The organism is Allofustis seminis DSM 15817 (assembly GCF_000374325.1).
Taxonomy (GTDB): domain Bacteria; phylum Bacillota; class Bacilli; order Lactobacillales; family Carnobacteriaceae_A; genus Allofustis; species Allofustis seminis.
In genome coordinates, this window is sequence record NZ_KB894082.1 from 65009 (window position 1) to 83019 (window position 18011).

The window sequence follows — 18011 nt, forward strand, 5'->3', positions numbered from 1 at the left end:
GCCAAGATGCGCTGTCCAAATTGTAATTATCAAGGAAGTCGGGTGGTAGATAGTCGCCCAGCAGATGATGGAAGTGTAACACGCCGTCGCCGCGAATGTGAGGCATGCCATTTTCGTTTTACAACATTCGAACGAATCGAGCAACCGCAACTATTAGTCGTGAAAAAAAATGGCGATCGGCAAGAATTCAGTCCCGAAAAACTGTTACGAGGCATCCATCGTGCTTTTGAGAAGCGCCCAGTATCAGCAGAAGAGCAGGAAGAAATCGTTAATCGTATTGAGCGCCGCGTACGAGATACTGGTATGCGTGAGATTTCTTCACGTGAGTTGGGTGAGTATGTGATGGATGAGCTTGCCGCAATGGATGATGTTGCATATATCCGTTTTGCAAGTGTCTATCGTGAATTTAAAGATATTAATGTATTCTTAAAAGCAATGAAAGACTTGGAAAAAAGAACATCCATAAGTGATGACGCAAGGGAAATTGATGAATAAAAAAGGAGGGGGAGTCAATGGGGGAATATCAAGCAACGTGGCATGCAATTCATCCGCAAGATGTAATTGAATTATCAAAAATTTCTGAACTTTCAGCTAAAGAGTTGAAAGTGTTAGTAGAATTTTATTTGCCAATTGTAGGGGTCAACTCATTCTCTCTCTACCAAAATCTATGGATAAAAGAACAGACACGTGTTTTTGAATTGCTAAATGATTTGAATTTTGGACTTCAAGTATTCAGCCAGGCAAAAAGTCGTCTGGAAGCGGTCGGCTTGTTGCGAATTTTTAAGTCCGACTCGAATGAGAAAGAATTTATCTATCAATTAGAGCCCCCACTTTCAGCGACACAATTTTTGCAAGATGATCTGATGCGCGCCCTTTTAATTGATCGCATTGGTGCACAAGCCGTTGACAGACTTGTCCAAAAATATCAGAATCCATCCTTCCCGCATTATTTTACGGAAATTACGCAATCTTTTTATGATGTTTTTACATTTGATGTGGGCAAAATTGAGAATTTAAAGCCGCTGGCGAGCGATGAACTCTCGCATAGCGATGACACGTTCTTGCCAGGGCAAAGTGTGATAGAGCAAGCACGTAAAACGTTTGATTTCAAGTTTTATTTTGATGGATTGGACCGCCATTTTGTGAAAAAAACTTCCATTGATGAAGCGATCCAGAAAATTATTGCAACCTATCATTTACTATATGGTCTCGATGAATTGCAACTGCAAAAATTAACGATCGCCAGTGCAGATATCGAAACAGGTAAAGTTTCAGAAAAACGTCTTGTACAAGAGATTTTAAACTTTAATAAGCAGGTGCAGCCCTCAAAACCTGCACAAGAAAAAGAAGTATCACACGCTAAGTCCCATTCAAAATTTTCTGAGCCAGTCATGCATTTAATCCAGCATGCTGAAAAAACCCCTCCTGCTCAATATTTACAGTCCATAAAAGACCAGAAAAATGGATTTGTAACAAGTGATGAAGGATGGATCTTGAAAGAATTGATGGAAGTTTCTCAGCTAACAGTCGGGGCTATTAACATTTTGATGCATTATATTTTAGTTATACGTAATGAGCCAACATTGGACAAGCGTTATACACTTAAAATTGCAAATGATTGGATTCAAAATGGTATCAGTACGGCAGAGCAAGCCGTTGAAAAAGTTCGGATGCTATACAAAGACACAGCATCTTCGAAGCAGTCTCCTAAAAAAGCGTCTCGCCACTATGGAGGTCGCCGCGCACATACTGAAACATTGCCAGACTGGTGGGGAAAAGAAGAAAAAGCTGAAACAACAGAAGTGACAGAAGTTACACCAGAAGTATCTCATCGTCTAAAAGGACTACGCCAAGAGACGGAAGAAGGAGCGAATGAATCATGAAAAGTATCGGAGAGTATTTTGACACCTTGAAAAGCAAAATCGCTACGAATGAAAGTTTTCATTCACTCATGAAAAAGGCGTGGAATGATCCAGATGTCATTGATTTCATTGAGCAAAACAAAGAAAATTTGACGCCTGAAGCGATCGAACGCTCGGCAGCGAATTTGTATGAATTTGTAACAGAAAAAGAAAAGTTTCAGCACCAAAAAGGCGAAATGATTCCAGGGCACTATCCGAAATTAGTGCTCCATAACCATTTTATTGAAGTTACTTATGTCCCGACTCAAGCTTTTCTTGAAAAAGAGCAAGCTGACAAAGCACGCCGCAGAGTACATACATTTTATTTGCCATCTAATTTAATTGAAGCGCGATTGGATTATTTTGACCAGACTCCCGGACGAATGGAAGCTTTTTTAAAGGCGCTTGATTTTTTAGAAGATTATCGTTTGAACGCTAATCATAATGCGCGTGGCCTTTATTTTTATGGAGGATTTGGCGTAGGAAAAACATATCTAATGGGTGCACTAGCAAATGAATTGGCAGATTTTGGAACGGAAAGTATTTTGGTACATTATCCAACATTCACTACGAAAATGAAAGAATCTATTGGCAACAATACGACACATGACTTGATTGAACAGTTTCAACGGATTCCCGTCTTATTTTTGGATGATATTGGAGCAGAGGCGAATAGCTCATGGTTGCGCGATGATATTCTTGGAGTGATATTACAATATCGTATGCAAGAATGTCTCCCCACATTTTTTTCGTCAAATCAAAATATGTCCTTGCTTGAAGAACATTTCGCTGGTACAATTAAGGGCGATGTTGAGCCAGTAAAAGCGGCACGCATCATGGAACGCGTGAGATTTCTATCTGAAGAAGTTACAATGGAAGGATACAATCGGCGCAATCCCTCTTAATTAATTGGAGTCTTACCCAAGCTCGGCTGAAGGGGACGGTCTCGAAAACCGTTAGGCGGGTGATACTCGCGCGAGGGTTCAAATCCCTCAGACTCCATTTGTGTTATACAATTGAAACCGCCTAAAATTAGTAAAATCTATGAGATTTTTATAACATTTTAGATTATTTTACCCAGTGCAATGGCATGGATAACAAGAGTTTACACCACTTTTTAAAAGTGGTGTTTTTTTATGATTTCTAAATATTTTTGGTGATTTTAAGAGTATAAAGTGTAGGAGGAATAAATATGTTGATTTATTATGCAAATTTTAATTTTGATGTGGATGGTATTAATGTTTATTTTCCAGACATTGAAGGCGCATTTACCTGTGGTGATGATATACAAGAAGCTTTGCATATGGAAAAAACTTACTGAAAGGCCTACTTGTTGATATGGAAGATGATGGAGAATGCTTCCCCCGTTGCTTCTGCACCTCAAGACATTGATGCTCCTCAAGGGGATGTATTAATTCCCATTGAAGTAAATATTTAATTAGCCAGAGAAAAGTTCAATAATATAGTAATCAAGAAGCTTTATTTATTTCAAAATATTTAAATATCTGGGCGGAAGAAAAAATATAAACTTCTCAATCGCCTTTTTTGAAGCGATTGCATCAGTTAAGGTTTGTGAGAAATTGAGATTTAATTCTTTTCCTAAAGTATCCGCCCATAAAGGAATAGTCAGTGTCTTCTTAACTAGTTTATTTTGGTTAAGATATTTTGATACATCGGTTGACACCATGGAAATGAAAGATTTTTCTAAATCGCTGTTATTTTTAAGCTCATCATCGTCTTTAAAAGGGTCGTCTTCAATTAAAGACAAATCGTTAATGTTTGTGGCGATGGGTACTTTGCAACCCTCTTCAAGGTAAGAGGCTACTGTAAGCCCAAGATACTCTGAAGCCATATCTAAAGCGTCAGGTATGTCATCACCTTGAGTCGCTGAGTTTTCAAAATCTGGGAAAGTAACAAAGTAACCACCAACTTGTTTGTCGTAATAAAATAGTGCAGGGTAACTTAGTTTCATTTATTATCTTCCTTTCTAAATTAATGAGGGGGGAGATAACAAGACACGGACTACTTGAGTCCGGCTTGTTTTAATATAGACTGTGCTATATCTTTTTTGAGTTCTCTTTAATACCAAGCGGCCATGCCCGATTCTTTTAAATTTCCATTTTCATCTTCAACTGAACTGAAGAAATGAGAAAAACAGTTGAAAGGACTATCTGGTTCAATTTTTTCCTTCAACTCTTGAGTATTGGGATTAAAAATAATCCATCCTTTTTTACTTTCATCTCCCTCAGGATAAATTTCATAATGATAAAATCCGTCAATAATACTAATTAACTTAAAGGTTAACACGGTCTAATTCTCCTCCTTTTTAGCATTGGATGTATATGATGAATAATCCTCGTTTATCCTTTTTCTTGCTTATATCTTACCTTTTTAACCGATACCTTGCCACTTTTTGCCGTGCATATTCTGCATTCTACCATTACCCAGGCGATGGGGGTACAAAATGTTCATAACAATAAATAGATAGGTCCGAATAAAAATGATAAAATAAATATGAGAAAAAACTATCAATATCGCAATATTTATGAGCTAGTATCGATAGAAGGTGGACATTTTGATTAATTGGGAAAAAGCGCAGTGGGCTGATCAACTTAAAATATACTTTAAAGATGGTTCAACTATGTTATGTAAAGGGAACGGTATTTCAATGGCAGAAGATTTTGATGATCCAGAAGATCAGTATGATACATTTTTTGTGATTAATAAAGGGAAACATACAGCTCTTAATATTGATGAAATTCAAAACATAGAATTTTTATAATATAGAAAGGAGTATTTTTTATATAGCAAAAGATGATTATCATGTGGTGGTTTATCAAATCTTGGCGTATCTATGCGTCCGATTAAAAGCTGGAGAAAAGATAGATACTAAATTATTACAAGCAGAGAGTAATTATTTAAATATTCATAACCTTTATTGGTCTTGCATTATTGAAAATTTATATCGTCAAGGTTTGGCGACTGGTGTAAACGTGTAGCGGGGACTTATGATTATAATAAGGTCAAGAAGACAGGCGAAGACGTCTACCGCCGACATGACAATTGTAGATGTTTAGTAAATTATTATCCGGGCGATGGCAGAGTGCAGAATGTACACAGCAAGAAGTGGATTGACCCTGAGAAAGATGATAGAATCAAAGAAAGAAAAGAAATCGAGTTCCAACATGAAATCCAATTGGCAAAGAATATAAGAGAAGCGAATAAAATCGCAAGAGAGATGGGATTTCAAGCTGATTATAGCGGAATAGATATAAGAGCAGCCAATGAGTGGAACGTTGGTTTGTATAATGCTAAAAGAGACTTTCCTGAAGTCACTAAAAAAATAAAGTTTGTGGGTTCTAGTCAAAAAAGAAATCATCTAATTAGAAAGGCCGCCACAAAATATTATTATGAAAGTCTTATTTCAAATGGCTACCCTAAAAAAGAAGCTGAAAGTGCTTCAAAGAAACTTGGAAGAAAAATTATTGGTAACGTTAACTCTAATGAGATGGCTAGTTCAATAGGGTTAGAGAGTATTAAGGGGCTGCCACTAGGTCTTAAAGAAGCCGTTAGTCAATATGTTGGAATAACAATGAACGATAAATATTTTGATAATTATGGACGTGTAATAGAAAACGGCTTAAGACAAGTAAAATCCAAGTGGCATCCCGAAGGTTGCTTCAACGTGAAAGCCACCTTCGACCACGAATTTGCTCATCAAATTGATGAGCATCTAGAAGTTGGGAAAAATAAAACCATACAGAAGATTTTTGAAGATAGGACAAACGAAAAAATAACACATGATTTATGCAGATATGCTTGGGACAACGATAACCCAAAAAAATATTCAGAAATGATAGCGGAAGGTTGGAGCGAGTATTGCAACAGTAAGAAACCAAGAGAAATGGCAACTATAATAGGAGAGGAGATCATTAAATTATGGAAAAAGAAAAATTTCTAAAGTTAGTTCACGAGTTAACAAACAATGGTTATGATGAAAAAAAAATAAATTCCTATATATTAGCCTGCAGAGAAAGTTATATTGATGAAAAAGAAGTTTATAACAATTTAAAAGGCTTTTTGCTGAAAGACCTTGAATTTACTGATGGTACCTTAAGAAACATGTTCTATGAGGCTTTAGACGCAGCAACTGTGATAGCTAAGAGCACGGACGTGCTTCCTACTATGGAAGGTGTCAAAAATTATGAAAAAAATAATCCGATAATCACTGAATACATTAAGAGTCATATAAAGGCACGTTAACCACATACATTTGTAAAATGTTAGCGTGCTTTTGAATTTACAGAAAGGGGTGTTTATATGGCAAAAGATGATTATCATGTGGTGGTTTATCAAATCTTGGCGTATTTATACGTCCAATTAAAAGCTGGAGAAAAGATAGATACTAAATTATTACAAGCAGAGAGTAATTATTTAAATATTAATAGGCTTTATTGGTCTTACATCATTGAAAATTTATATAATCAAGGTTTGGTGAGTGGTGTGGTGAAAAGTAAGTCGTGGGGTGGCAATACAGTAATGTTTGATATTGAAAATATAAAGATTACGCCTTTAGGGATTGAATATTTAACAGATAATTCTTTTTTAGAAAAAGCTAAGGAATTTTTAAAAGATATCAAGGCTATCGTACCATTTATATAAGCACACTCACTTCTTACACCTGTAAGATGTCAGCGTGCTTTTTTATGCATGGGATGAAGGAGGAAAAAGTGACGAAGAAACATTATGGGAATCAATTTCCAACGCAATCACTCCTTCTTCCTTACGAGAACACCTATGGCGACGACGCCATTGAAATTTATGAGCGGTCGGGGAGAAAAGCCTACGAATGGCAGAAAAACTTAATCCAACCGATGTTAGCCGTAAATAGCGACAATTTGTGGACGTGGAAATAATAAAAGCAATCGATGTTTATTAGCTGGAATTGGAACACTGGTAACTAAAATCGTAAAGCTTAAAGCACAAAAAACGACTCACAAACCCCCAACAAGGAAAAGTAAGCCGTAAGTAGGATAGTTAGAGTAGGTACCTCCCCCAACTATCTTCAACATAACATTAATTGACAGATAAGTAATATATTAAATTCCATAGATGTCATCATAATGCCACAATAAACAAACAACCTCCGAAAATTTGGAGGTTGTTGTTATTTAAAGGGGTGTAGTTTACTAAATGAGTAGAGTATGTGAGATAATCACTAATACTCGTAATGAATGATGTCTTATATCAAGCGGTTTCAAAAGTTAGTAACATCACAATGTTAATGTATCATTTTAAATTCGCAACTGCAAGACTATTTTTGAATTTAATAAAAAAATTTAGGGTATCTATATTTTTAGGTGGACTTTTTTACCATTTATTTTGACATGAAGAGTATTTAGGCTTGCGCGGTGGCGATAAAATTGCTATATTCTATAGTAGAGATAAAAGACAACTTTAACAGGTCATTTCATCATAGCGAGAAAGGGACGGTGTGAGCCTTTCATGGAATCTGTTTAAGACCACTTTTATAAGATTAATTGAATCATATTTTAAAGGGTATATGCCAATATGATGGCACATACTGAATTTGGGTGGAACCACGATTTTTCGTCCCTATGCACAATGCGGCATAGGGATTTTTATTTTGAAAGGAGAAAGCAATGATGTCAGAAATTAAAATTACTTTACCTGATGGTGCACAATTGTTACTCGAAAAAGGCGTAACTCCTGCAGACGTTGCGGGGCAAATTGCAAAAAGTTTGCAAAAAAAGGGGTTAGCTGCACGCTTTAATGGCCAATTAATTGACTTTAATCGGCCTCTGGAAGAAGATGGTGAACTGTCAATTATTACAGCAGATGATGAAGAAGCACTCGCTATTTTACGTCATTCTTCAGCACATATTATGGCGCAAGCGATTAAACGACTTTTCCCAAATGTGAAATTTGGTGTCGGACCAGCAATTGAGAATGGTTTTTATTATGATACGGATTCAGATCCTTCCATCACGGAACAAGATTTGCCTGCTATTGAAAAAGAAATGATGAATATTGTTAAAGCGAATTTCCCATTTGTACGTAAAGTGATAAGTCGTGAAGAAGCGCTGGCCATTTTTGCAAATGATCCATATAAAGTAGAGCTAATTGAGGATCTTCCAGAAGATGAGACGCTGACGATTTATGAACAAGGAGAATTTGTCGATTTATGTCGCGGTATTCATGTTCCATCAACGGGTCGGGTGCAAGTCTTTAAGTTGTTGTCGCTTGCAGGTGCTTACTGGCGTGGCGATAGCAAAAATAAAATGATGCAGCGTATTTATGGAACGGCATTTTTCAATAAGAAAGATTTAAAAGAGTATTTGAAATTGCGTGAAGAAGCAAAAGAACGTGATCATCGCCGAATTGGTAAAGCGCTTGATCTATTTATGGTTGATCCGAAGGTGGGACAGGGGTTGCCATTTTGGTTACCAAAAGGTGCGACAGTTCGTCGTGTCATTGAACGTTATATTACGGATAAAGAAATTTCCTTAGGGTATCAACATGTTTATACACCAATTATGGCAAATGTTGATTTTTATAAGCAAAGTGGTCATTGGGATCATTATCATGAAGATATGTTCCCACCAATGGATATGGGAGATGGCGAAATGTTGGTGCTTCGCCCTATGAATTGCCCACATCATATGATGGTCTATAAACGTGATATCCATAGTTATCGTGAATTGCCGATTCGTATTGCCGAGCTTGGTCAGATGCATCGTTATGAGAAGTCGGGGGCCTTAACTGGATTGCAACGTGTGCGTGAGATGACGCTGAATGACTCGCATATTTTCGTTAGACCCGATCAAATTAAAGAAGAATTCAAACGTGTGATGCAGCTGATGGAAGAAGTGTATAAAGATTTTGATATTACGGATTATCGCTTCCGCCTAAGCTATCGTGATCCAGAAGACACCGAAAAATATTTCGATGATGATGCTATGTGGAATCATGCAGAGAAAATGCTAAAAGAAACGCTTGATGAATTAGGTTATGAATATTTTGAAGCAATTGGTGAAGCTGCTTTTTATGGTCCAAAATTAGATGTTCAAATTAAAACCGCACTAGGCAGTGAGGAAACACTTTCTACTGTACAGCTTGATTTCTTATTACCTGAACGTTTCGATTTGACTTATGTTGGGGAAGATGGTCAAGATACACATCGTCCCGTTGTCATTCACCGCGGAATCGTTTCGACAATGGAACGTTTTGTTGCTCATTTAATTGAAGTGTATAAAGGCGCTTTTCCAACATGGCTGGCTCCTGTTCAAGCATGTATTATTCCTGTAAGTGTTGAAGCGCATGGCGATTATGCTACGGAATTGGCACGTGAATGGGGTCGTTTGGGACTTCGTGTAGAAATTGATAATCGCAATGAAAAAATGGGATATAAGATTCGAGAAGCTCAAACACAAAAAATCCCTTATCAAATTGTAATTGGTGACCAAGAAGTCGCTGACCGCACCTTATCTGTCCGTAAATATGGTGAGAAAAACACTGAAACGGTAGCAGCAGATGAATTCTTGGAAGCGTTGAAAGTTGATGCACGTATTCATTAATTCTTATGCTAGTCAGTTAATATATGCATGGAAGTCATGAATATACTTAGCAATCAAGTGCTTGAAGCAAAATGTTTCAAGCACTTTTTTTATTTTTATAAATATTTATTGACATTGTATCTCCTAAGTGATATGCTATAGAGGCTGAAAATAAAGAAGAAGTCCTACTTCTCGCCTGAAGGAATATTGTTTTCTTGGGCTAATATCCATCACTTTCAATAGTAGGAGCTATTGGAAGATGAATGTGAGTAAGTGTAGGACCTTTTATATTGAAAAGGTCTTTTTTCTTTTGATTTCGGCAAATATTTTGGAGGTGAACCCCCATAGCAAAGGAAATGATTGTCAACGAGCGCATTCGCGCACAGGAAGTTCGACTTATTGGGAAAGACGGAGATCAGATTGGTGTAGTATCACGTGATCGTGCAATGGAGATTGCAGAAGAGGCGGGACTGGACTTAGTGTTGGTTTCACCACAAGCAAAACCACCTGTAGCACGCGTATTAGATTACGGGAAATTCCGCTATGAGCAACAAAAACGCGAACGTGAAGCACGTAAAAATCAAAAAGTAGTGAATACAAAAGAGATTCGTTTAAGTCCAACAATTGATGATCACGATTTCAACACGAAATTGCGTCAAGGACGAAGCTTTATCGAACGTGGTGATAAAGTCCGCGTATCGATTCGTTTCCGTGGACGTGCGATTACTCACCGAGAGATAGGTCAAGAAGTTCTTGAGCGGTTTGCTGACGCGGCAAAAGATATTGCAGATGTTGAAACCAAAGCTAAAATGGAAGGTCGAAGCATGTTTTTAATGCTTGCCCCTAAATCAGAAAAATAGTACAGGTATTAGGAGGAAGAATAATGCCAAAACAAAAAACACATAAAGGTATGGCAAAACGCTTCAAAAAAACCGGAACCGGTAAACTAAAACGTGGCCATGCTAAAAGAAGTCACTTATTTGCAAACAAAACGAAAAAACAAAGAAGACAGCTTGCAAAATTAACACTCGTCCATAAGAGTGACCAAAAACGTATTCAGCAAGCACTCGACACTTACAAGTAATAGTTTCTAGGAGGGATGATGGAAAATGGCACGAGTAAAAAATAGCCCAGCAACACGTCGTCGTCGTAAACGTGTTTTAAAATTAGCAAAAGGCTACTACGGATCAAAACATAAATTATTCCGTACAGCTAAACAACAAGTAATGAAATCTTATATGTATGCATATCGCGACCGCAAACAAAGAAAACGTAACTTCCGTAAACTTTGGATTGCACGTATTAATGCAGGTGCACGAATGAATGGATTAAGTTATTCACGTCTTATGCATGGACTAAAATTATCAGAAATTGAATTAAACCGCAAAGTTCTTGCAGATATGGCAATTCGTGATGAAGCAGCATTCACAGCAATTTGTGAACAAGCAAAAGCAGCACTTGCTAATCATTAATTGAAATAAAAAGGCCTTCTTCGGGTGTCCTCAAATTTTGAGGCTGTACGAAGAAGGCTTTTGTTTTATTTTGAAAGCCTTTTTCTATACACTATATTTATACAGAGAGGAAAGGTGATAAGCATGAAAGATGATCAATTATTAATGGATTTAGTAGCAGCACGTGCTGTTCCAGGAAATGAAAAGCAAGCACGTGAAGTATTTGTGAATTATGCTAAAGATTTTGCCGATGAAATTTTATATGATGGATTAGGAAGTGTCATTGCAAAGCTTGAAGGTCCAAAAGGCAGTCCTAAGATTATGTTTGCTGGACATTTGGACGAAGTGGGATTCATGGTCAAAGCCATCACAGATGAAGGTTTTATTGAATTTCAAACATTAGGCGGTTGGTGGGGACAAGTGCTACTTGCACAACAAGTTGAAATTACGACACGCGCAGGAAATATTATTCATGGTGTCATTGGGAGCAAGCCGCCCCATGTCTTATCTGCAGAGGCACGCAAAACACCATATGAAATTAGTAAAATGTTTATTGATGTCGGTGCTAGCTCTAAGGAAGAGGTTGAAGGTTGGGGTATTCGTGCTGGCGATATGGTAACACCTTATATCGAATATCGCCGCCTAAATCATACGAAATTCTTGCTAGCAAAAGCATGGGATAACCGTATTGGAACGGCGGTGGCATTGCGTGTCCTTGAGAATTTAAAAGACACTGATCATCCAAATATTCCTTACGCAGTAGGCAATGTTCAAGAAGAAGTGGGCCTTCGTGGAGCTAAAACTTCGACAAATGTTATTCAACCAGATATTTCTTTTGCACTTGATACAGGGACTGCTGGAGATACTCCAGGTATGACAAAAGAAGAAGCTGACTCCAAATTAGGAAAAGGACCACAAATTGTTCTTTTCGATGCTTCAATGATTGCCCATAAAGAGCTGGCAAACTTTGTCATTGATGTGGCAGATGAGCTAGGGATTCCATATCAATTAACCTTTATTCCAGGTGGTGGAACGGATGCGGGAAGTCAGCATGTATCAGGAACAGGAGTGCCAAGCCTCCCAATTACGGTAGCGACAAGATATCTACATTCCCACACGTCCATCATTCATGAAGATGATTTTGAGAATACGGTAAAACTTATGACAGAAGTGATTAAACGTCTTGATAAAGACACCGTAGAAAAAATTATTCATGGATAATCACCTCAGCAACCTACCTTAGTGTAGGTTGCTTTTTTAGTTAGACGAAAAGGTTTAGATTTCGTAAAAGATTGATAATCTTATTGCAATTATAAAAAAATCCACGTATTCTAATAGTATTAACTAATGATGAGAATATGGAGGTAAAAACAATGATCACCCTATTTCTCTCGACAAGTTGTACTTCTTGTCGACGTGCTCGCGACTGGCTTGACGAGCATAATATGTCATACGTGGAACGGGATATTATCAAGGAACCGCCAACGATGGAAGAATTGCAAGAAATTCTTTCGCGAACGGAAAATGGTACTGGCGATATTATTTCTTCCCGAAGCAAAGCATTTAAAGATTTAAATATAAATATTGATGAATTATCAATGAACACTTTATACAAAGTGATTCAAGAGAATCCAAATATTTTAAAAAAACCAATCCTTTTAGATGAGAAAAGAATTCAAATTGGCTACCATGAGGACGACATTCGCAAATTCGTATCGCGAACGGATCGTCAGTTACAATTAGTCGAAGCCAAAATTCAAATCGAAGAAAATCCTGTAACAAATGAATAAAAGTTTTCTTATTTTACTTTTTTAGAATTTTCGGTAGAATGAGGGGTATCATCCGATTGGTATGGAATGAGGTGTATTTCATGGAAATAGAACATATCAATGACGATACGATTCGCGTTCGTCTGAGAAAAAGTGATTTTGACGAGCTGGGCGTTTCATTTGTTGAATTAATGAGTGATCAACAACAAATTGAGGCTTTCTTTTATCATGTGCTAGATGAAGCAGACTTGGAAGATCAATTTAAGGATTCAGAATCTGTTTCTTTTCAGGTAATGCCTGTGGCAGATGGGCTTGATTTACTCATTAGCAAGAATCCGCATCTTCAAGAAGAGCTTGCTGAGGAATTGGAACGTATTTTCCCAGGAGCGTTATCAGCGAAATCGGAACATTCTCCAAATGATGCGCCATCGGATGCTTCTAAAAAAATAGACGAAAACTATGCAGAAGTGATAGCATTTGATGACTTTGAAGATGTTGTACAAGTAGCTTATCGCTTAAAAGAAAATGAAGGCGACTATGCACTATTTGCAATGGCGAATCAGTACTATCTTGTTCAACTTGAAGAAATGGAATCATTTATTTCAGATGAAGCATATATGAATTATGCGATAATGTTGGAATATGGTACTAAAACAAATTATACTATTGATTTTATGTATGAGCATGCAGAGATTATTATAAATGAAGCAGCGATAGAGAAGTTATTAGAATATTTTTAAATAGACTGAATAAGAAGTGGCTCGGATATTTCCGGGCCACTTTTTTATTTCGTTAAATGAAAGGGTCCTAGAGAATATAATGAGTAAAGAAGAAAAAGGTGACAATATGCTATGTGCTTATAATGATCATCAAGAACTTGTACAAGCGGACTATCAACTCAATCGTGACCAAAAATATTTTTGTCCAAGTTGTCGACAACGCGTCTATCTAAAAAAAGGAGCACTGATGATTCCGCATTTTGCTCATTTTAAATCATGTTCACAATTTGCCTTCAGTGAAGGTGAGACAGTGGAACATTTGCAAGGGAAAAGAGTACTGGCAGAGTGGTTCAGCCAATTAGGTGCTAAAAGCATAGAGATGGAAGCTTATTTGCCAAAATTGCAGCAACGGCCTGATGTGTTAGTAGAGCTTGATGCTTCTTCCAAAATAGCAGTTGAATTTCAGTGCAGTCCTATTTCAGCACAAAAATTATCAAAGCGTTCACTCGGCTACTTGATGGTAGACTACTTTCCATTATGGATTTTTGGGCGGCGCTATCGCAATAAAAAAATCTCACCTACTGTCCAAGCGGGAATGTTTCAAGACAGAGGTGAGATAACATGTGCTTTTTTAAAAAATAAAACATTGATTCTTGTAAAAAATATACAACAACTTGGCTATCCGCATCAAATAAAGTTCCAAGCTCTTCATTATCCGCTGAATAAGTTATCATTTGATGGTGGAGGACATCTACTTCCAGCAAAAATTGTAAATGGTGGATCTGAATGGCATAAGGAAGAAGATATTCATTTATTTTTGCAACGTCAGTCTTATTATAAATCTGCAAATTATCGTCCTTTTTTTCAGATGCTTTATGAACAGGGTGAAGCAGTGTTGACTTTACCACGTGAAATTCTCCAACCGCTTGAAAAAGAATGGCGCCTAAAAGTTAATCCATTTCAGTTGCGCTTTGCCTTGTTGAAAAAGGTGGAGGCTTTGCCATTTGGGTCTATTTTTTCAACACAAGAGCTTTTGAGGCAACTTCCCTCTGGTCTTTTAAATAGTTATCGTGCCCCGCAACTTTCTAATCCGCAATTGAATGTTGCACAAGATTTTTTGAATCGTCTTGAAAAAAGTGGTGTCGTGAGCAGCGTTGGGGCTTCTTATTGGCAATATGAAAGGCGTGCCAAGCGCCCTCAAGCGCCACTTTAAATTGAGAAGAAGTTTCCCCTTACAAAAAACTAGAAAATTAATGAAAAATCAAGTATTATAAGCGGTAACTATTATGAAAAAGGAGAGAATAAAATGTCAAATACAAAGCAGTTACCAACGCGTGAACAAGTGCCTACTGCATTAACTTGGGACTTGACTGTTCTTTATCCAAGTGATGAAGCATGGGAAGAAAGCTACCAAGCGGTCAGTCAACGTATTCCGCAATTATTAGCTTCTCAAGGAACACTCTGTGACGGTGTGGAACAATTAGAGTCGTCACTAAAATTATTACTAGATTTAAATCGCAATGTTGAAAATATTTATGTTTATAGCCATTTGAAAAATGATCAAGACACAAGCAATAGTACCTACCAAGAAATGCTTGATCGCAGTATATTATTGGCAACAAAATTAGGAGAAATTTCTGCATGGTTTACACCAGAAGTTATCCAAATTCCTGAAGAGACATTAGAACAGTATATTGCATCTTCAGAATTCTTAAAAGGTTGTGAACATTTTATTCATGTTGTAGTCGATAATCGGGACCATGTCTTATCTGCAGATAAAGAAGAATTATTAGCAGGAGCGAGTGATATTCTAACGAGTGCTTCGCAAACATTTTCTGTTTTGAATAATGCTGATATTCAGTTCCCAGAAGTGACAAATGATGCAGGCGAAAAAGTTCAATTGTCACATGGTTTGTATGGTCAGCTTCTAGAAAGCACAAATCGTCAAGTACGCATTGAAGCATTTGAAGCACTTTATAAAGTGTATCAAGGATTAGTGAATACTTTTGCAAGCACATTGCAAGCCAACGTAAAAAATCATAATTTTCAAGCGCGCGTGCGAGGATATCGTTCAGCTCGCCATGCGGCATTAGCTGCAAATCATATTCCAGAAGAGGTGCATGATACATTAGTAGCAACAGTGAATAAAAATCTAACACTTCTTCATCGCTATATGAAATTACGCAAAGAGATGTTGAACTTGGAGACACTTCATATGTATGACCTTTATACTCCTTTAATGGGCGAAGGTCAGTTAGAGATGACGTATGAAGATTCCAAACAAGTTGTCTTTGATGCGCTAGCAATCTTAGGTCCTGAATATCGTGATATACTAGAACAAGCATTTACGCAGCGCTGGATTGATGTCGTTGAAAATAAAGGAAAACGTAGTGGCGCTTATTCATCAGGATCCTATGATTCATATCCATATGTTCTGCTAAATTGGCATGATACATTAGATAATGTCTTCACACTTGTTCATGAGTTGGGACATAGTGCACACAGCTACTTTACACGTAAGACACAGCCGTATGTATATGGTGATTATTCTATCTTCTTGGCAGAGATTGCCTCGACAACAAATGAAAACTTATTGACTGATTATTTATTAAAAAATGCAAAAAGTCCATTGGAACGTGCCCATATTTTAAGCCATTACTTGGACGGTTTTAAAGCAACGGTCTTTCGTCAGACACAATTTGCAGAGTTTGAACATTTTATGCATGAACAAGCTGCAAGCGGTCAACCGCTCACAGCGGACTTCTTGAGCAAATATTATTACAAGTTGAACCAAACATATTATGGCCCAGATGTCGTCAGCGATGATCAAATTGCTTATGAGTGGTCAAGAATTCCACATTTTTATTATAATTATTATGTTTATCAATATGCGACAGGCTTCAGTGCTGCAACAAGCCTAGCCCATGGTATCTTATCTGAAAAAGAAGGGGCGCGCGATGCATACTTGGATTATTTGCGTGCTGGCAGTAGCAAGTATCCGATTGATGTCATGAAACTTGCTGGAGTGGATATGACAGATGCTAAATATTTAGAAGATGCATTGGCTGTTTTTGAAAAACGCTTGAATGAATTGGAAGAAACGATTGCTGAACTCAAAAATTAATTTATAATAAATAAAAACACCTAGCGCAAAGATGATATACATCCTTTAAGCGCTAGGTGTTTTATTAATAATTAAATAATGGACTCACTGAGATCTGTCTGATACAACTGTTTGAAGGCTGCTTGTAAGCTATGTTCATTAATAGGTCCTTTGAGTTGGTAATTTACATTTTTATGATTCAATGAAACGATACAAGAAGGGGTGCTACTAACATTCATATCTTGCGCAAGTTGTTGATTTTTTCTGAAGCATTGTTTGGCAAATTCAGAATAAAAATCTTGTCTAAATTCTTCCACATCTAGATTCAATTTATTTGTAATATCCATTAAAAGGTCAATTGTAAAAATTTCACCATAATTAATAACGGTTTCTTGCAATGCGGATAGCACCAATCGTCCTTTGCGCCGTCCTTGCATGCTTGCCGCAATATATGCCAAGCAAGAATGATAGACGTTCAAATAAAGGGTATTTTGGATATCAAGTGGTCGTCCCTGTGCAAAAACAGAGCGATTTCGCACAGCTTCTTGAATATTTTTATAATTGATGATGGGCAGAATTTGTAGTCGAATATCTTCTGAGCGTGTTTCTTTAAAATTAACAATGGCTTGTTCCGCTTCATAACAAGGAGCGGCAAGTGGATCGATAAATAAAAAAATCGTCACTGCATCTTTTGCATTTTTCTTCGTCATATCTCTCACCTCACATCTGACATGCTTTCTCAATCTTACTTTAACAAAATTTACAAAAAATATATACTAAAACACCCTCCGCTTACGGTGTAGTGTAGGTTTTTAAGGCACGTGCAATTTTAGGTTCACTTTTGATATAAGGAATATCATAAGTGGTTAGAATTTTTCTAAGTGCATAGCTGGCCTGCTCCGATGATTGTGCTTCTACTTCGAATTCATAGTCGCTATGGTCTTTGAAAGTAACGGCATCAAAGCATAAAGTAAGCGTTCCTACTTTTAGCTCGGCACGTTTGGTATGAAAATGTGTGCAAAGTTTGGCACATGCTAAATGTCCGACCATTCCATAAGAATGCAATAATTGCTGAAAATCATCAGGCAAATGAAGTGTACCTGTCGCAAGAATTTCACCCACTTGAGCATCTGTCAGAGGTAGTGTCACTTCTTGATGGTAATCTTGGATGCGTATTTTAGCAGTTAGTACATTTTCCTGTGCTATTTGGCGAATGCGCAAGGCACTGTGCTGTGATTTGAACTGCTGATCGGCAGTATCAAAATAATAATTAGTTTGTTCTTCTATATGATTTAAAGCGTCAGGATAATGTTGCATTAATTGATCATAATGCTCTTTTGATAGTAAGGTCTTAGCTTCATATTCTGCCTCTATCTTCATAATAATCTCCTTTTAAAATCGATACTTGTGGAAGTCTAACGCTATTTTTGAAATTATGTTACAATGTATTTTGAATTATTGTAGCGAATTTTTGTTGAAAGCTCAACGAAA

The 18011-nt window shown here is 37.1% G+C and carries 22 protein-coding genes and 1 tRNA gene; 19 read left to right on the top strand and 4 right to left on the bottom strand.

Annotated features, from left to right (window positions below):
• The first annotated feature begins 6 nt into the window (after window positions 1-6).
• From nrdR to C231_RS08735, 5 genes are all read left to right on the top strand, one after another.
• Complete coding sequence (gene nrdR, locus C231_RS0104395) at window positions 7-495, top strand: transcriptional regulator NrdR (protein WP_018659427.1); 489 nt, start codon at window positions 7-9, stop codon at window positions 493-495.
• Window positions 496-512: 17 nt separating this feature from the next.
• Window positions 513-1883, top strand: coding sequence for a DnaD domain protein (locus C231_RS0104400; protein ID WP_018659428.1), 1371 nt, complete (start codon window positions 513-515; stop codon window positions 1881-1883).
• Window positions 1880-2806, top strand: coding sequence for a primosomal protein DnaI (gene dnaI, locus C231_RS0104405; protein ID WP_018659429.1), 927 nt, complete (start codon window positions 1880-1882; stop codon window positions 2804-2806). Before C231_RS0104400 ends, dnaI begins: the two co-directional genes overlap by 4 nt.
• Window positions 2807-2812: 6 nt before the next feature.
• Window positions 2813-2903, top strand: a tRNA-Ser gene (locus tag C231_RS0104410).
• A 190-nt stretch (window positions 2904-3093) separates the two neighbouring features.
• A complete protein-coding gene (locus C231_RS08735; protein WP_018659430.1) occupies window positions 3094-3222 on the top strand; it encodes a type II toxin-antitoxin system HicB family antitoxin in 129 nt (42 codons plus the stop codon).
• A 162-nt stretch (window positions 3223-3384) separates the two neighbouring features.
• On the opposite strand, the gene C231_RS0104425 is transcribed toward C231_RS08735, so the two are convergent.
• Both C231_RS0104425 and C231_RS0104430 read right to left on the bottom strand, forming a co-directional pair.
• A complete protein-coding gene (locus C231_RS0104425) occupies window positions 3385-3873 on the bottom strand; it encodes a type II toxin-antitoxin system HicB family antitoxin (protein WP_018659432.1) in 489 nt (162 codons plus the stop codon).
• 107 nt (window positions 3874-3980) lie between these two features.
• Window positions 3981-4208, bottom strand: coding sequence for a hypothetical protein (locus C231_RS0104430; protein WP_018659433.1), 228 nt, complete (start codon window positions 4206-4208; stop codon window positions 3981-3983).
• Between the two features lie 268 nt (window positions 4209-4476).
• Between C231_RS0104430 and C231_RS0104435 the strand changes: the two genes are divergently transcribed.
• From C231_RS0104435 to pepF, 14 genes are all read left to right on the top strand, one after another.
• Entirely contained in the window at window positions 4477-4683 is a 207-nt protein-coding gene (locus tag C231_RS0104435) for a hypothetical protein (protein WP_018659434.1), read from the top strand.
• Between the two features lie 321 nt (window positions 4684-5004).
• A complete protein-coding gene (locus tag C231_RS0104445) occupies window positions 5005-5862 on the top strand; it encodes a hypothetical protein (protein ID WP_018659436.1) in 858 nt (285 codons plus the stop codon).
• Window positions 5841-6164 carry a hypothetical protein gene (locus C231_RS0104450; RefSeq protein ID WP_018659437.1) on the top strand — a complete coding sequence of 108 codons (324 nt, stop codon included), beginning with the start codon at window positions 5841-5843 and terminating at the stop codon, window positions 6162-6164. Before C231_RS0104445 ends, C231_RS0104450 begins: the two co-directional genes overlap by 22 nt.
• Before the next feature lie 57 nt (window positions 6165-6221).
• Window positions 6222-6563: a YjcQ family protein gene (locus C231_RS0104455; RefSeq protein ID WP_018659438.1), complete on the top strand. Its 342-nt coding sequence runs from the start codon at window positions 6222-6224 to the stop codon at window positions 6561-6563.
• A 68-nt stretch (window positions 6564-6631) separates the two neighbouring features.
• On the top strand, window positions 6632-6817 hold the full coding sequence (locus tag C231_RS0104460) for a hypothetical protein (protein ID WP_018659439.1): 186 nt from the start codon (window positions 6632-6634) through the stop codon (window positions 6815-6817).
• Between the two features lie 750 nt (window positions 6818-7567).
• Complete coding sequence (gene thrS, locus C231_RS0104465; RefSeq protein WP_018659440.1) at window positions 7568-9499, top strand: threonine--tRNA ligase; 1932 nt, start codon at window positions 7568-7570, stop codon at window positions 9497-9499.
• 335 nt (window positions 9500-9834) lie between these two features.
• On the top strand, window positions 9835-10338 hold the full coding sequence (infC, locus tag C231_RS0104470) for a translation initiation factor IF-3 (RefSeq protein ID WP_018659441.1): 504 nt from the start codon (window positions 9835-9837) through the stop codon (window positions 10336-10338).
• A 23-nt stretch (window positions 10339-10361) separates the two neighbouring features.
• Window positions 10362-10562 carry a 50S ribosomal protein L35 gene (rpmI, locus tag C231_RS0104475; RefSeq protein ID WP_018659442.1) on the top strand — a complete coding sequence of 67 codons (201 nt, stop codon included), beginning with the start codon at window positions 10362-10364 and terminating at the stop codon, window positions 10560-10562.
• A 25-nt stretch (window positions 10563-10587) separates the two neighbouring features.
• Window positions 10588-10950, top strand: a complete 363-nt coding sequence (gene rplT / locus C231_RS0104480) for a 50S ribosomal protein L20 (RefSeq protein ID WP_018659443.1) — start codon at window positions 10588-10590, stop codon at window positions 10948-10950.
• Window positions 10951-11067: 117 nt separating this feature from the next.
• Window positions 11068-12150: a M42 family metallopeptidase gene (locus C231_RS0104485; protein ID WP_156808111.1), complete on the top strand. Its 1083-nt coding sequence runs from the start codon at window positions 11068-11070 to the stop codon at window positions 12148-12150.
• Window positions 12151-12302: 152 nt separating this feature from the next.
• Entirely contained in the window at window positions 12303-12719 is a 417-nt protein-coding gene (gene spx / locus C231_RS0104490; RefSeq protein WP_026314352.1) for a transcriptional regulator Spx, read from the top strand.
• Window positions 12720-12799: 80 nt separating this feature from the next.
• Window positions 12800-13438, top strand: a complete 639-nt coding sequence (locus C231_RS0104495) for an adaptor protein MecA (protein ID WP_018659446.1) — start codon at window positions 12800-12802, stop codon at window positions 13436-13438.
• A 79-nt stretch (window positions 13439-13517) separates the two neighbouring features.
• Window positions 13518-14630 (top strand): competence protein CoiA, encoded by a 1113-nt coding sequence (locus C231_RS08265; protein ID WP_018659447.1) that lies wholly within the window; start codon window positions 13518-13520, stop codon window positions 14628-14630.
• A 93-nt stretch (window positions 14631-14723) separates the two neighbouring features.
• Window positions 14724-16541 (top strand): oligoendopeptidase F, encoded by a 1818-nt coding sequence (pepF, locus tag C231_RS0104505; protein ID WP_018659448.1) that lies wholly within the window; start codon window positions 14724-14726, stop codon window positions 16539-16541.
• Between the two features lie 71 nt (window positions 16542-16612).
• Here pepF and C231_RS0104510 read toward each other — a convergent pair whose 3' ends face one another.
• Complete coding sequence (locus C231_RS0104510) at window positions 16613-17230, bottom strand: DsbA family protein (RefSeq protein WP_018659449.1); 618 nt, start codon at window positions 17228-17230, stop codon at window positions 16613-16615.
• Window positions 17231-17312: 82 nt separating this feature from the next.
• Entirely contained in the window at window positions 17313-17900 is a 588-nt protein-coding gene (locus C231_RS0104515) for a CYTH domain-containing protein (RefSeq protein ID WP_018659450.1), read from the bottom strand.
• Window positions 17901-18011: the final 111 nt, after the last annotated feature.

Excerpts from the sequence above, each read along its gene's own strand:
- dnaI (WP_018659429.1), top strand. The coding sequence starts at position 1,880 with ATGAAAAGTATCGGAGAGTATTTTGACACCTTGAAAAGCAAAATCGCT.
- spx (WP_026314352.1), top strand. The coding sequence starts at position 12,303 with ATGATCACCCTATTTCTCTCGACAAGTTGTACTTCTTGTCGACGTGCT.
- pepF (WP_018659448.1), top strand. The coding sequence starts at position 14,724 with ATGTCAAATACAAAGCAGTTACCAACGCGTGAACAAGTGCCTACTGCA.
- C231_RS0104455 (WP_018659438.1), top strand. The coding sequence starts at position 6,222 with ATGGCAAAAGATGATTATCATGTGGTGGTTTATCAAATCTTGGCGTAT.
- C231_RS0104515 (WP_018659450.1), bottom strand. The coding sequence starts at position 17,900 with ATGAAGATAGAGGCAGAATATGAAGCTAAGACCTTACTATCAAAAGAG.
- C231_RS0104450 (WP_018659437.1), top strand. The coding sequence starts at position 5,841 with ATGGAAAAAGAAAAATTTCTAAAGTTAGTTCACGAGTTAACAAACAAT.
- C231_RS0104510 (WP_018659449.1), bottom strand. The coding sequence starts at position 17,230 with ATGACGAAGAAAAATGCAAAAGATGCAGTGACGATTTTTTTATTTATC.
- C231_RS0104400 (WP_018659428.1), top strand. The coding sequence starts at position 513 with ATGGGGGAATATCAAGCAACGTGGCATGCAATTCATCCGCAAGATGTA.
- C231_RS0104495 (WP_018659446.1), top strand. The coding sequence starts at position 12,800 with ATGGAAATAGAACATATCAATGACGATACGATTCGCGTTCGTCTGAGA.
- nrdR (WP_018659427.1), top strand. The coding sequence starts at position 7 with ATGCGCTGTCCAAATTGTAATTATCAAGGAAGTCGGGTGGTAGATAGT.
- C231_RS0104425 (WP_018659432.1), bottom strand. The coding sequence starts at position 3,873 with ATGAAACTAAGTTACCCTGCACTATTTTATTACGACAAACAAGTTGGT.
- rplT (WP_018659443.1), top strand. The coding sequence starts at position 10,588 with ATGGCACGAGTAAAAAATAGCCCAGCAACACGTCGTCGTCGTAAACGT.
- C231_RS08735 (WP_018659430.1), top strand. The coding sequence starts at position 3,094 with ATGTTGATTTATTATGCAAATTTTAATTTTGATGTGGATGGTATTAAT.
- infC (WP_018659441.1), top strand. The coding sequence starts at position 9,835 with ATGATTGTCAACGAGCGCATTCGCGCACAGGAAGTTCGACTTATTGGG.
- thrS (WP_018659440.1), top strand. The coding sequence starts at position 7,568 with ATGTCAGAAATTAAAATTACTTTACCTGATGGTGCACAATTGTTACTC.
- C231_RS08265 (WP_018659447.1), top strand. The coding sequence starts at position 13,518 with ATGAGTAAAGAAGAAAAAGGTGACAATATGCTATGTGCTTATAATGAT.
- rpmI (WP_018659442.1), top strand. The coding sequence starts at position 10,362 with ATGCCAAAACAAAAAACACATAAAGGTATGGCAAAACGCTTCAAAAAA.